This is a genomic window from Amycolatopsis cynarae (assembly GCF_026802195.1).
Lineage (GTDB): Bacteria > Actinomycetota > Actinomycetes > Mycobacteriales > Pseudonocardiaceae > Amycolatopsis_E > Amycolatopsis_E rhizosphaerae.
On record NZ_CP113836.1, the window covers coordinates 912388 to 924990 of the forward strand.

At 71.1% G+C, this 12603-nt stretch carries 12 protein-coding genes; 7 read left to right on the plus strand and 5 right to left on the minus strand.

The window, feature by feature from the left end; all coding sequences use genetic code 11:
- Positions 1-121 precede the first annotated feature (121 nt).
- A complete protein-coding gene (locus tag ORV05_RS04395) occupies positions 122-1231 on the plus strand; it encodes a vWA domain-containing protein (RefSeq protein ID WP_268757160.1) in 1110 nt (369 codons plus the stop codon).
- Positions 1224-2336 carry an XdhC family protein gene (locus ORV05_RS04400; protein ID WP_268757161.1) on the plus strand — a complete coding sequence of 371 codons (1113 nt, stop codon included), beginning with the start codon at positions 1224-1226 and terminating at the stop codon, positions 2334-2336. Before ORV05_RS04395 ends, ORV05_RS04400 begins: the two co-directional genes overlap by 8 nt.
- Here the strand turns inward: ORV05_RS04400 and ORV05_RS04405 are convergent.
- Entirely contained in the window at positions 2269-2763 is a 495-nt protein-coding gene (locus tag ORV05_RS04405) for a hypothetical protein (RefSeq protein ID WP_268757162.1), read from the minus strand. The two genes, ORV05_RS04400 and ORV05_RS04405, sit on opposite strands and share 68 nt — an antisense overlap.
- Positions 2764-2962: 199 nt before the next feature.
- Here ORV05_RS04405 and ORV05_RS04410 point away from each other — a divergent pair, with 199 nt between their 5' ends.
- The 5 genes from ORV05_RS04410 to ORV05_RS04430 all read left to right on the plus strand — a co-directional run bounded on the left by ORV05_RS04410 (position 2963) and on the right by ORV05_RS04430 (position 8719).
- Positions 2963-3490 carry a (2Fe-2S)-binding protein gene (locus tag ORV05_RS04410; RefSeq protein ID WP_268757163.1) on the plus strand — a complete coding sequence of 176 codons (528 nt, stop codon included), beginning with the start codon at positions 2963-2965 and terminating at the stop codon, positions 3488-3490.
- A 1-nt stretch (position 3491) separates the two neighbouring features.
- Entirely contained in the window at positions 3492-5927 is a 2436-nt protein-coding gene (locus ORV05_RS04415; RefSeq protein WP_268757164.1) for a xanthine dehydrogenase family protein molybdopterin-binding subunit, read from the plus strand.
- A complete protein-coding gene (locus tag ORV05_RS04420) occupies positions 5924-6778 on the plus strand; it encodes an FAD binding domain-containing protein (protein ID WP_268757165.1) in 855 nt (284 codons plus the stop codon). Before ORV05_RS04415 ends, ORV05_RS04420 begins: the two co-directional genes overlap by 4 nt.
- A gap of 77 nt (positions 6779-6855) precedes the next feature.
- Positions 6856-7530, plus strand: coding sequence for an SRPBCC family protein (locus ORV05_RS04425; RefSeq protein WP_268757166.1), 675 nt, complete (start codon positions 6856-6858; stop codon positions 7528-7530).
- A gap of 118 nt (positions 7531-7648) precedes the next feature.
- Positions 7649-8719: an NAD(P)-binding domain-containing protein gene (locus tag ORV05_RS04430; RefSeq protein WP_268757167.1), complete on the plus strand. Its 1071-nt coding sequence runs from the start codon at positions 7649-7651 to the stop codon at positions 8717-8719.
- A 16-nt stretch (positions 8720-8735) separates the two neighbouring features.
- Here ORV05_RS04430 and ORV05_RS04435 read toward each other — a convergent pair whose 3' ends face one another.
- The 4 genes from ORV05_RS04435 to ORV05_RS36345 form a co-directional block, all read right to left on the minus strand.
- Complete coding sequence (locus tag ORV05_RS04435; protein WP_268757168.1) at positions 8736-10145, minus strand: amidase; 1410 nt, start codon at positions 10143-10145, stop codon at positions 8736-8738.
- Between the two features lie 323 nt (positions 10146-10468).
- Positions 10469-11359 (minus strand): NmrA family NAD(P)-binding protein, encoded by an 891-nt coding sequence (locus tag ORV05_RS04440; RefSeq protein WP_268757170.1) that lies wholly within the window; start codon positions 11357-11359, stop codon positions 10469-10471.
- An 83-nt stretch (positions 11360-11442) separates the two neighbouring features.
- Positions 11443-11883 (minus strand): MarR family winged helix-turn-helix transcriptional regulator, encoded by a 441-nt coding sequence (locus ORV05_RS04445; protein WP_268757171.1) that lies wholly within the window; start codon positions 11881-11883, stop codon positions 11443-11445.
- 185 nt (positions 11884-12068) lie between these two features.
- Entirely contained in the window at positions 12069-12458 is a 390-nt protein-coding gene (locus ORV05_RS36345) for a hypothetical protein (RefSeq protein WP_326938116.1), read from the minus strand.
- Positions 12459-12603 lie beyond the last annotated feature (145 nt).

Genomic DNA, 12603 nt, shown 5'->3' on the forward strand with positions numbered 1-12603 from the left:
TGCCTCCCCAGTGGCCGACGATGACGGTGACCCTCTGACGTTGCAGCTTAGCGGACAGTTCCGACAAACAGGGGCGGCAGGAAGATCCCCCATCCTCGCCGCTACCGGAGACAATGGGGGAATGGACGAGCGAGATCCCCTGGCCGGGTTCGTCGGGTTCGCGACGGCTTTGCGGGAGGCCGGGGTGGCGGCGGGGCCGCAGCGGGTGCAGGCGTATCTGGACGCCCTCCAACGGGTCGACCTCGCCGACGCCGGGCAGCTGTACTGGGCCGGGCGGGTGACATTGTGCGGGGAGCCGGACGACCTTTCCCGGTATGACGACGCTTTCGCGCAGTGGTTCGCGGCGGAGCCCCCGGCGCCGAAGCCGGTGACGGTGGCCCGGCCGAAGCAGGCGCGGATGGCCGCGCTGTCGGAGGAGCGGCCCGAGGGGGGCGAGGGCGAGGCGAAGGCGGACGAGTTGCGCGTCGCCGCGACGGACACGGAAGTGTTGCGGCACCGGGATCTCGCGGAGCTGACCGCCGCCGAGCGGCGGCATCTGCGCGAGTTGTTCGCGGTGTTGCGCCCGCTCCCGCCGACCCGCGCCTCGTTGCGGCGCCGCCCCGCCACACGCGGGTCGCTCGACGCTTCGCGGACGTTGCGCCGGATGCTCGCCGGCGGGGGGGAGCCGGTCGACCTCGCCTATCAGCGGCGTTCCACGAGGCCGCGTCGCGTGGTGTTCCTGATCGACGTGTCCGGATCGATGAGCCCGTACGCCGATTCCCTCCTCCGCTTCGCGCACGTGGTCGTGCGCAGCGCGCCCGCCGATGTCGAGGTGTTCACCCTGGGTACCCGCCTGACGCGGGTGTCGCGGCAGCTGCGGCAGCGCGATCCGGAGCGCGCGATGCTCTCCGCCGGGCAGGCGGTGGCGGACTACGCGGGGGGCACCCGGCTCGGCGAGACGCTGCGCGTCTTCCTGGATCGGTGGGGGCAACGGGGAATCGCACGGCGTGCCGTGGTCGTTGTCTTCTCCGACGGCTGGGAGCGGGGTGATCCTTCGCTCCTGGGCGAGCAGTTGGCCAGAATGCGCCGCCTGGCGCACGCTGTGCTGTGGATCAACCCCCACGCGGGACGCGAGGGCTACGCCCCGGTGCAATCCGGGATCGCCGCCGCGCTCCCGCACCTCGACCGCCTGCTGGCCGGGCACAGCCTGGCCACCCTGGAACGACTGCTGGTGGAGATACGCGATGCATGACGTAATGGACGAACTCTCCAAGCGCTGGGCCGAGGGCGAGGTGATCGGCCTGGCGACGGTGGTCTCCACGTTCTCGTCGGCACCCCGGTCGCCCGGGGCCTCGATGCTGGTGACGCAGGGCGGTGAGGCCATCGGCAGCGTGTCCGGCGGCTGCGTGGAAGGCGCCGTCTACGAACTCGCGCAGGAGGTGATCGCCGACGGCAAGCCGGTACTGCAGCGTTACGGCGTGAGCGACGACGACGCCTTCGCCGTCGGGCTGACCTGCGGCGGGATCATCGACATCTACGTGGAGCGGGTGGACAAGGAAAGCCTGCCCGAACTCGGTGAGGTGGTCGAGTCGGTGCATCGCGGCGAGCCGGTCGCGGTGGTGACGGTGATCGAGCACGCCGACCCGGATCGCGCGGGCCGCCACATGATCATCTGGTCGGACCGGGTGCGGGGCAGCCTCGGTTCGGAGCGGATCGACGACGCCGTCGTGGACGACGCCAGGGGCCTGCTGGCCACCGGCCGCACCGCGACCCTGCACTACGGCCTCGAAGGCGAGCGGCGCGGCGAGGGCATGAGCGTGTTCGTCAACTCCTTCGAGCCGCCGCCCCGGATGCTCGTGTTCGGCGCGATCGACTTCGCCGCCGCGATGGCGCGCATGGGTTCCTTCCTGGGCTTCCAGGTGACGGTGTGCGACGCGCGCCCGGTGTTCGCCACCGCGAGCCGGTTCCCGTTCGCCGACGAGGTGGTGGTCGACTGGCCGCACCGCTACCTCAAGGCCGAGGCGGAGGCGGGCCGCATCGACCGCCGCACCGCCATCGCGGTGCTCACGCACGACCCGAAGTTCGACGTGCCGCTGCTGGAGGTCGCGTTGCGGCTCGACGTCGGCTACATCGGTGCGATGGGTTCGCGCCGGACCCACGAGGACCGGCTGGCGCGCCTGCGCGAGGCGGGCATGACCGAGGAGGAACTCGCGCGGCTGTCCTCGCCGATCGGGCTGGATCTCGGCGCGCGGACACCGGAGGAGACCGCGGTGTCGATCGCGGCCGAGATCATCGCGCTGCGCTGGGGTGGTGGTGGCCGTCGCCTGGCGGAGCTGTCGGGCCGGATCCACGGCTGAGCACGCCGATGCGCACGACGGAGGGCGCGAGCCGTTCCGCCTGGTAGGCCACGATCTTGTGGTGGCCGTCGAGCACGAGGTCGCGCGCGCGGCCGCCGGGCCGCAACAGCACCGCGACCGGGCGCAGCCCGGACCGGATCGCCCGCCGGTAGTAGGCGACCCGGCCGTCTTCGGCCCGCGGCCAGTCGCCGCCGGTGGCCACCAGGCGCCGGTCGTCGAACAGCGGTTCCGGTCCGGCGAGTTCGTAGTGCCCGCTGGAGAGCAGGCGGAGCAGCGGCCCCAGCGTTTCGCCCAGCGGACGGCGCAGCTGCCCGGTGGCCAGCGCGATCCTCAGGCTCTCGGTCAGCGCCGGGATCCGCAGGGTTTTTCCTTGCGTTTCACCGGTCTCGATGAGCCCGGTGCCGTCGCTGACGGTGACTCGTTCCACATGCCTGTGACGGCCGCAAAAATCGTGTGGTTCCCTTTTTCACGGCGGACTCCGCATTCGCGGAGTATTTTACTGGAATAAACCGCATCTGCGGATCGGCCGCGCGAGTTTCACCCGGGCAGGACTTGTCCGATCGCGACAGAAGTAGCACGCTCCCTTGTGAAGCCGATCACCCAGCTCCCACCACACTGGAGGGCTCATGCGAATCACCGTCACCGTTGACGGAGCCCAGTACACCGACGAGGTCGAACCCCGCACACTGCTCGTGCACTACCTGAGGGAGACGCTCGGGAAAGTCGGTACCGTAATCGGCTGCGACACCAGCAACTGCGGTGCGTGCACGGTCCACCTGAACGGGCGCAGCGTCAAATCCTGTTCGGTGCTCGCGGTGCAGGCCGACGGAGGTGAGGTCACCACCGTCGAAGGGCTCGCGCGCGAGGGCCAGTTGCACCCGGTGCAACAGGCCTTTCACGACAACCACGCCCTGCAGTGCGGCTACTGCACGCCGGGCATGATCATGCAGTCGATCGACCTGCTGGCCGACAATCCCGACCCGGACGAGAAGGCCGTGCGCGAGGGCCTGGAGGGCAACCTCTGCCGTTGCACCGGTTACCAGAACATCGTGCGGGCCGTGCAGGACGCCGCCCGGCACATGAGCCCCGGCGCGGGCCCGGAGGCCGAGCGGATCAGCGACGTCCCCAGCGCGATCGCGGGCGGGGGCGAGTGACGTGACCGCGACCATCGAACCGGAGGTCGGCAAGGCGCGCACCCGCAAGGAGGATGCGCGGCTGATCACCGGCCGCACCCGCTGGACCGACAACACCGTCCTGCCCGGTCTGCTGCACCTCGCCGTGCTGCGCAGCCCGTTCGCGCACGCCAGGATCAACGGCATCGACACCTCGGAGGCGAAGACCAGGCCCGGGGTGATCGCCGTCTACACCGCCGCCGACCTCGACCCCGAGGGCGCGATCGGCATGCCCTGCGCCTGGCCGGTCACCCCCGACATGAAGCACCCGCGCCGTCCGGTGCTGGCCGCCGACCGGGTCAACTTCGCCGGGGAGGGTGTCGCCGTGGTGGTGGCGCGCACCGCCGCGCAGGCCCGGGACGCGCTCGAAGCGATCGACGTCGACTACGAGGAACTGCCCGTCGTCCTCGGCCTGGAGAACGCGCTCGCCGAGGGCGCGCCCCTGGTCCACGAGGAACTCGGCACCAACCGCAACGCGCTGTGGGTGTTCGACTCCGGCGAGGCGGGCACCGGAGGCAGCGTCGAGCAGGCCATTTCCGACGCCGAAGTGGTCGTCAAGCGGCGCTTCCGCCAGCAGCGGCTCATCCCGGCGTTCATGGAGCCCCGCTCCTGCGTCGTGGACCCGACGGGCCAGCAGATCGTGATGTGGTCGGCCACCCAGGTGCCGCACATCCTCAAGACGATGGCGGCGCTGACGCTGGGCATCCCCGAGCACAAGCTGCGCGTGATCGCCCCCGACGTCGGGGGCGGCTTCGGCGGCAAGATCGCGGTGCTGCCGGAAGAGGCGATGACCCTGCTCATCGCGCAGAAGCTCGGCAAGCCGGTGAAGTGGACCGAGACCCGTTCGGAGACCATGCTCACCGCGCACCACGGGCGTGACCAGATCCAGGACATCACCATCACGGCCAAACGGGACGGCACGGTCACCGGCCTCAAGGTCGAACTGCTCGCCGACATGGGCGCCTACCTCGGCCTGGTCGGGCCCGGGGTGCCGATCCTGGGCGCGTTCATGTTCAACGCGATCTACAAGTTCCCGGCCTACCACTTCGCCTGCACCAACGTGTTCACCAACACCACCCTGACCGACGCCTACCGGGGCGCCGGGCGGCCGGAGGCCACCTTCGGCATCGAGCGGATCATGGACGAGCTCGCCGCCGAACTCGGCATGGACCCGTTGGAGCTGCGCGAAAAGAACTGGATCAAGCACGAGGAGTTCCCGTACACCACGGTCGCGGGCCTGACCTACGACTCGGGGAACTACGAGGCCGCGACCCAGAAGGCACTCGAACTCTTCGACTACGAGGGCCTGCGCCGGGAACAGCGGGAACGCCGCGAACGCAAGGACCCGATCCAGCTGGGCATCGGCATCTCGACGTTCACCGAGATGTGCGGTCTCGCGCCGTCGCGGGTCCTCGGCTCCCTCGACTACGGCGCGGGCGGCTGGGAAGCGGCCTCGGTGCGCATGCTGCCCACCGGCAAGGTCGAGGTGATCACCGGAGCCTCCGCGCACGGCCAGGGCCACGAGACGGCGTGGAGCCAGATCGTGGCCGACCAGCTGGGCGTGGCCTTCGAGGACGTGGAGGTGATCCACGGCGACACGCAGTCCTCGCCGAAGGGCCTGGACACCTACGGTTCGCGTTCGCTCGCGGTGGGCGGGATCGCCGTGGTCAAGGCGGCGGAGAAGGTGGTCGCCAAGGCCCGCACGATCGCCGCGCACCTGATGGAGTGCTCGCCGGACGACCTGGAGTTCGCGCACGGCAAGTTCACGGTGCGGGGCACCGACAAGGCCACCACCATCCAGGACGTCGTGTTCGCGACCTTCATGGCGCACAACCTGCCGGACGGCGTGGAGCCCTCGCTCGACTCCGACGCGGTCTACGACCCGGAGAACTTCTCGTTCCCGCACGGGACGCACCTGTGCGCGGCCGAGGTGGACACCGAGACGGGCCGGGTCACGCTGCGGAAGTACGTCTGCGTGGACGACGTCGGCGCGGTGGTCAACCCGCTCATCGTCGAAGGCCAGATCCACGGCGGGCTCGCCCAGGGCATCGCACAGGCGCTGTACGAGGAGGCGGTGTTCGACGAGAGCGGCACCCTGACCACGGGCACCTTCGCCGACTACCTGCTCCCCTCGGCGATGGACCTGCCCAGCTTCGTCACCGATCGCACGGAAACCCCGGCCACCAGCAACCCGCTGGGCGTCAAGGGGGTCGGCGAGGCCGGCACGATCGCCTCCACCCCGGCGGTGGTCAACGCCGTGGTCGACGCGGTGCGGCCGTTCGGGGTGAACGACATCGAGATGCCCTGCTCGCCGATGCGGGTGTGGGCGGCGATCCACCGCGGTCAGCGCGCCGCCGGTGACGTCACCGGTCCCGGTGGCGGTTTGGGTTCGATCGACGCTTCTGGAGGTGCCCAGTGATTCCCGCGGCCTTCGACTACGCCGCGCCCACCACCGTGGACGAGGCCGTGCGGGCGCTGTCCGAAGCCGGTGAGGACGCGAAGGTGCTGGCGGGCGGGCAGAGCCTGCTGCCGGTGCTGAGGATGCGCCTCGCGGCGCCGTCCGTGGTGATCGACCTCGGCCGGATTCCCGAGCTGCGCGGGATCCGCGACGACGGCGACGCCCTCGTCATCGGGGCCATGACCACGCACTACGACGTGCAGCGCGACCAGTTGGTCGCCGAGCACGCCGCGCTGCTGGCCAGGGCCACCGACACGGTGGCCGACCCGCAGGTCCGCCACCGCGGCACCTTCGGCGGTTCGCTGGCGCACGCCGATCCGGCGGGCGACCTGCTGGCCCCGGCGCTGGCGCTCGACGCGGAAATGGTGATCGCCGGGCCGGGCGGCAGGCGCACGGTGCCCGCGGCCGAGTTCTTCCAGGACTTCTTCACCACCTCGCTGGAGGCGAACGAAATCCTGGTCGAGGTCCGGGTGCCCAAGCACACCGGCTGGCGGGCGCACTACGAGAAGTTCAACCGGGTCGCCCAGGCCTGGTCCATGGTGGCGGTGGCGGTCACCGTCCGGACCGAGGGCGACACCATCGCCGACGCCCGCATCGCGCTGACGAACATGGCCGCCACCCCGGTGCGCGCCACCGCCGTGGAACAGGCCCTGATCGGGCGGAAGGCCGAGGCGGAGACGATTCGCGCGGCCGCCGCGCACGCTGCGGAGGGCACGAGCCCGACCCCTGACGGCAACGCGGACGTCGAATATCGGCAAGAATTGGCACGGGTACTGACGGGCCGGGCCGTCTCGGCCGTGGTAAGCGCCTAGCCAAGGGGCGCGGGAGGCCACCGCCGCCACAGGAAGCGGTGGCCTCCGGCGCCAAAGCGACAGAAGGGAGTCGGGCCGTGCGGCTTGACCATGAATTCACTGTTCCGGCGCCGCCCGCGCAGGTGTGGAAGGCCGTCACCGATCCGGAAAGCGTCGCGCCGTGCATGCCGGGGGCCACGTTGACGAAGGTCGATGGCGAGACCTTCACCGGCACGGTGAAGGTCAAGCTGGGGCCGATCTCCCTGCTGTACAAGGGTTCCGGCGAGTTCCTGGAGACCGACGAGCAGGCACGCAAGATCGTCATCAAGGCCTCGGGCAAGGACACTCGCGGCGCGGGCACCGCGGCCGCGACGGTCACCGTGACGCTGACCGAGGAGGGCGGCGCCACCAAGGGCACGGTCGCCACCGACCTCAACGTGACCGGGCGCCCGGCGCAGTTCGGCCGGGGCATGATCTCCGAGGTCGGCGGCAAGATCCTCGACCAGTTCGCGGCGAACCTGGCGGAGAAGCTGACGGCTCCCGCTCCCGCGGCGGCGGAGGCCGCGGCGGCGCCGGAAGCCGCCGCCAAGCCGGGCGAGGAGGCCAAGCCGAAGCTGGAGGCCGTCCCGCCCGCGCCGCAGAAGGAAGCCGAGGCGATCGACCTGCTCGAATACGCCGGCTCTTCGGTGGCGAAGCGGCTGGGCCCGGTGCTCGCCGGGGTGGCCGTGCTGCTGGCGATCATCGCGATCGTCCGCGCCATCCGCCGTCGCTGACCCCTGGGCGTTGTGCCGTGAAGGGTCCCTTCACAGTCGAATCGACCGTGAAGGGGCCCTTCACGGCTCGTCCCAGCGCCCTGGGAAGGGGTGAGGGGTCGCGGGGGTTGTAGGGGGTGTGCGCAGCGAGACGGATGTGGTGGTGATCGGTGCGGGGCAGGCCGGGTTGTCGGCCGCGTATCACCTGCGCCGGGCCGGTTTCTCCTCTTTTCCCGACGGCGGCGGTTTCGTCGTGCTCGACCACGCGAAGCGCCCCGGCGGGGCCTGGCAGTACCGCTGGCCGTCACTGCGGATGAACAAGGTGCACCGGCTGCACGACCTTCCCGGACTGGAGCTGGGCACGGCCGATCCGGACCGGCCCGCCGCCGAGGTCGTGCCGGAGTACTTCGGGCGGTTCGAACGTGCCTACCGGTTGCCGGTGCTGCGTCCGGTCGACGTGCTGTCCGTGCGGCGCGAAGCGGACCGCCTGCTGGTGGAGAGCGCGACGGACGCGTGGGCGGCCCGCGCGGTGATCAACGCGACCGGCACCTGGGACCGGCCGTTCTGGCCGCACTACCCGGGGCAGGAGACGTTCGCCGGGCGGCAGCTGCACACGGCGGACTACCAGGGGGCGGAGGAGTTCCGCGGCCTGCACGTGATCGTGGTCGGGGGCGGCTCCTCGGCCGTGCAGCAGTTGATGGAGATCGCCGAGGTCGCCGCGGGCACGACCTGGGTCACGCGCAGGCCCCCCGAGTTCTTCGACCACGACTTCACGCCCGAGTACGGACGCGAGGTGGTCGCCGAGGTGGACCGCCGGGTGCGGGCGGGCCTGCCGCCGCGAAGCGTGGTGAGCGTGACCGGACTGGCGCTGACTCCCGAGGTCCGGGCGGCCCGCGAGCGGGGAATCCTCGACCGCAGGCCGATGTTCGCGCGGATCACGCCCACCGGCGTGACCTGGCCCGACGGCACCGCGCAGCGGGCGGACGTGATCCTGTGGGCCACCGGTTTCCGGGCGGCCCTCGACCACCTCGCGCCGCTGCACCTGCGTGCCCCGGGCGGCGGGATCCGGATGGACGGCACCCGCGTCGTCGCCGAACCGCGGCTGCACCTCGTCGGCTACGGCCCTTCGGCGAGCACGGTCGGCGCCAACCGCGCGGGCCGGGACGCCGTGCGGGAGATCCAGCGGCTGCTGGCCGCGGAGGAGGCGTGACGGATGCGCCCTGGCGTCAAGCCAGGTCGGGGTGGCGGTCGCGGACGGGGCTGACGGTTTCCAGCGCCGCCCCCAGCCGAAGGATGGCGTCCTCGTCGTACCAGCGGGAAACGAGCTGGACGCCGATGGGCAGGTTGTCGCCGCTGACGCCGAACGGCAACGACAGGGCGGGCAGGCCGGTGAGGTTGAACGGGACGGTCGCCCGCATGATGCCGCGGGCCGGGACGGTCACGTCGCCGACGCGGAACTTCGACCGGGCATGCGGTGGCGCGGGAATGGGGCAGACCGGACACAGCAGGACGTCGTAGTGCTCGAAGTACCCGGCGAACAGGGAGCCGAGCGCGTCCACCTGGTGCTGCGCCGCGACGTAGTCGGCGAGGGCCACCTCGGGCGCGTCGATCGTCCGCTGGATGACCGGGTGCAGTGCGGACTCGCAGCCCGCGGCGACCTGCCGGAAGTACGGCACCACTTCGGCGGTGAACAGCACCGCGCTCAACGTGGTGGCGTCGACCGCCTCCAGACCGGCGAGCGGGGCGGGCTCGACCGTGCAGCCCAGCTCCCGGAGCGCGTCGGCCGCGGCGACGACGGTGGCGGTCACCTCGGGATCAACCGGGCCGAACGCGGGTTCGCACGCCCAGCCCACCCGCAACCCCGCCGGGTCCCGCGGTCCGTCGCCGGACGGCGGCGAGTGCCGCACGTGGCCGTCGACGCCGTCGGGCCCGGCGAGGATCCCCAGCGAGGTCGCGAGGTCCCGCACGCTGCGCGCCATCGGGCCGACATGCCAGTAGCGGCCGGGAACCTCGGGCCAATGGCCGGTGATCGGTATCCGTCCCCGGGTCGCCTTCAGCGCGACGATGCCCGTGTCGTGGGCGGGGCCGCGCACCGAGATGGCCACGTCGCTGCCCAACCCCAGCGGAGACATCCCCGCGGCGATCGCGGCCGATTCGCCACCGCTGGAACCACCCGGGGTGCGCTCGCCGTCCCACGGATTGAGCGAGCGGCCGACGATCAGGTTGTCGGTTTCGGTCCAGTAGGAGAATTCCGGCAGATTCGTCTTGGCGAGCGGGATCGCGCCCGCCGCCCGCAGCCGGGCCACCGCGGTCGCGTCCGAGGCGGCGACACGATCCCGGAACAGGGCGGAGCCGCGAGTGCTCACCGCCCCCGCCACGTCCAGCGAATCCTTGACGGTGAACGGCACACCGTGTAGCGGGCCCAGCGCGTGACCGGCGGCCACGGCCTCGTCCGCCGCGCGGGCCGCCGCGAGCCCCTGCTCGGCGAGCACCGTGACCACGGCGTTCACCCGCGGATTGACCGTTTCGATGCGGTCAAGGCACGCCCGCATCACCTCCGTCGCGGACAGCTGTCGCGCGCGGATCAGCCCCGCCAGCGCGGTCGCATCCAGCCGGTGGATCTCGTCCTCGCCCATCGTGCGCCTCTCTCGTGAACCCTCGTCAAGATCACGCTACGCGGTCGGGCCCCTGGTCAGCGCGTCCATGAGGAGGTCGATGAGCCGCCGGGCCTGCGCTCTGCTGGTGCGCTGCGCGGAACCGGCGATGCCACCGGTGAGGAGGAGCACGTCTTCGGAGGTGACGTCGGTCCGCAGGCTGCCGTCCCGGGCACCGGCGTCGTGTCGGCCTCGGGCACGCCCCGGGAGCTTCGTGACTACTTCAACCGTTGGCGGATGCGTTGCCGTGCCCAGAGCGCCGAGACCGTGGGCACGATCGCGGGGCGTTCATCGCGGCCGGAGGCTCAGGAACCAGCCACGTTTGTGGGCGCGGTCCAGCCGGTAGCTCGGATCCACTCGACCAGGTCCAGGGTGGCCGGCTCGATCGAGCGCACCACCGCGAGGTCCGAAGGGTACTCCGCCGCCTCCGCGAACTGGCGGAACATCGCCTTGTCGAGGTCGTTGGGAAGCACGCTCAACGGGAGGGCCTCGTACCGTGCCGGGAGCCCGGCGCGCGCGCCGAACGCCGCGGCGATCTGGGGGCCCGTCAGCTCGTCGCCGACGAGCTCGACGGCTCCGCCGGGCGCCTCCGCGGTGTCGAGCAGGAGCGCGGCGGCGACCCGGCCGATGTCCCTGACCGAGATCATCTTCAGGGCGACGTCCTCCGGCAGCGGCAGCCTCAGCACGATCTCCCCATGCTCCAGGCTCGGTGCCATCACGCTCGCGAAGTTCTCCATGAAGGCGGTCGCGCGAACCATCGCGGCCCTGAGGCCCGACTTCCTCAGGTGCTCCTCGATCGAGTGCTTCGAATCGTGGTGCGGCACACCCGACTCCCGGTCCGCTCCGAAGACCGAGTTGAACACGACGTGCGGGACGCCCGCCTCGACCGCTGCGTCGACGAGCGCGGTACCGATGCGGATCTCCGCCTCGACCTCTTCGAGGCTGTTCGCCTCCGGGGTCATGAAGTAGAACCCCTCGACCGTCGCCAGCGCGGCGGCCAGCGACGCCGGGTCGTCCGCCCGGATGGCCGCCAGCTCGACGCCGCGGGCGGCCAGCGCCTGAGCCCGGTCGGACTGCGGGTTGCGGACCAAAGCCCGCACCCGCGCCTTGTGGTCCAGCAGTGCGTCGACCACCGCCCCGCCCTGTTGCCCCGTCGCGCCGAAGACCGCGATCGTGCCGGTCGTCTGTGTGGTCATCGCTGCCACCCTTCATTAGTTCATGGCATGAACTAAACTAGTTCATGCCATGAACGTCGTCAAGGTGCGGGTGTAGCGAGACCTCACGGTGTGATGGGTTGGTTCGAGGTGGGCGAAGAGAGGTCCGAGGTGTCCACGATGGCGGTGGCCACGCGCTCGAAGTCGCGCTGGTCGTCGGCGTCGAGGTTCCTCGCGATCTCGGGCAGGCGCTTGGCGACCTCCGCGTAAACGGCCTCGGCGAGCACCTTCCCCGTGGGCGTCGCACTGAGCATGACGACCCGTCGGTCCTGCGCCGAGCTTGCCCGGCCGACCAACTCGCGCCGCGCGGTGCGATCGACCAGCTGGCTCAATGCGTTCTTGGTCATACCCAACGACGCGGCGAGGTCAGCCATCTGCCGCGGCTCGTTCCTGACTGCGCAGAGCAGCGTGGCCTGCGAGGGGGTCAGGTCGAACTCGGCGCAGATCTGCGCGTACTTGCGTTGAATCACAACCGAGAGCCAGAAGAGCTTGTCGCCATAGTCCACGCCGACCTCCCCGGTCCGATGACGAACGATCAGCCTACTCGTCGCGGGCCGGCAGACCACGCCACTCATCAGTAGATGCACGCCTCTGCGAGACCGGCCTGGCACTCCTACCCCAACCACTTTGATCGACTTACCCTGTCCCTTCACCCTCAGGTGGCGCCTCCACCGGCGCGCGACGAGCCATGTCACTTCTGTGCCGCGTCGAGGGTGGGGTAGTCGGTGTATCCGGTGTGGTCGCCGCCGTAGAAGGTGGCCGGGTCGGCCGCGTTCAGCGGGGCGTTCGCCTGGAGGCGGGCCGGCAGGTCCGGGTTGGCCAGAGCGGCCGCGGCGACGGTGACGACCTCGGCCAGCCCGGCGTCGAGGTCGGCGATCCGGGCATCGAGGGGAGCGCCGACGCGGTTGAGGAGCAGGGCCGTAGGCCATTCGCGGCGCAGCCTCGCGACGAGGTCTTCGTCTCCGGCGTGGATCACGTGCAGGTAGGCCGGGTTCAATGGGGCCAGGGCGGCGAGCAGGGCCGGGTATACCTGGTGCGTGTCGTGAGGGTCAGCCGCGAGGTCTCCGACTTCGGCGTCCACCTCACCCTGGTCGAGCCCGGCGGCCCGCACCGGCTTCGCGTCGGCCCTGCGCTACACCGACCCGCCCGTCCGGCTCAGCCTCGGCGCCGACACCTACGAAGCCGTCCGCGCCGCGCTCACCGAACGTCTACTCGCACTCGAAAAC

Coding starts and splice junctions, on each gene's coding strand:
- ORV05_RS04395 (WP_268757160.1), top strand. CDS start 122: ATGGACGAGCGAGATCCCCTGGCCGGGTTCGTCGGGTTCGCGACGGCT.
- ORV05_RS04400 (WP_268757161.1), top strand. CDS start 1,224: ATGCATGACGTAATGGACGAACTCTCCAAGCGCTGGGCCGAGGGCGAG.
- ORV05_RS04410 (WP_268757163.1), top strand. CDS start 2,963: ATGCGAATCACCGTCACCGTTGACGGAGCCCAGTACACCGACGAGGTC.
- ORV05_RS04435 (WP_268757168.1), bottom strand. CDS start 10,145: ATGGGCGAGGACGAGATCCACCGGCTGGATGCGACCGCGCTGGCGGGG.
- ORV05_RS04440 (WP_268757170.1), bottom strand. CDS start 11,359: ATGACCACACAGACGACCGGCACGATCGCGGTCTTCGGCGCGACGGGG.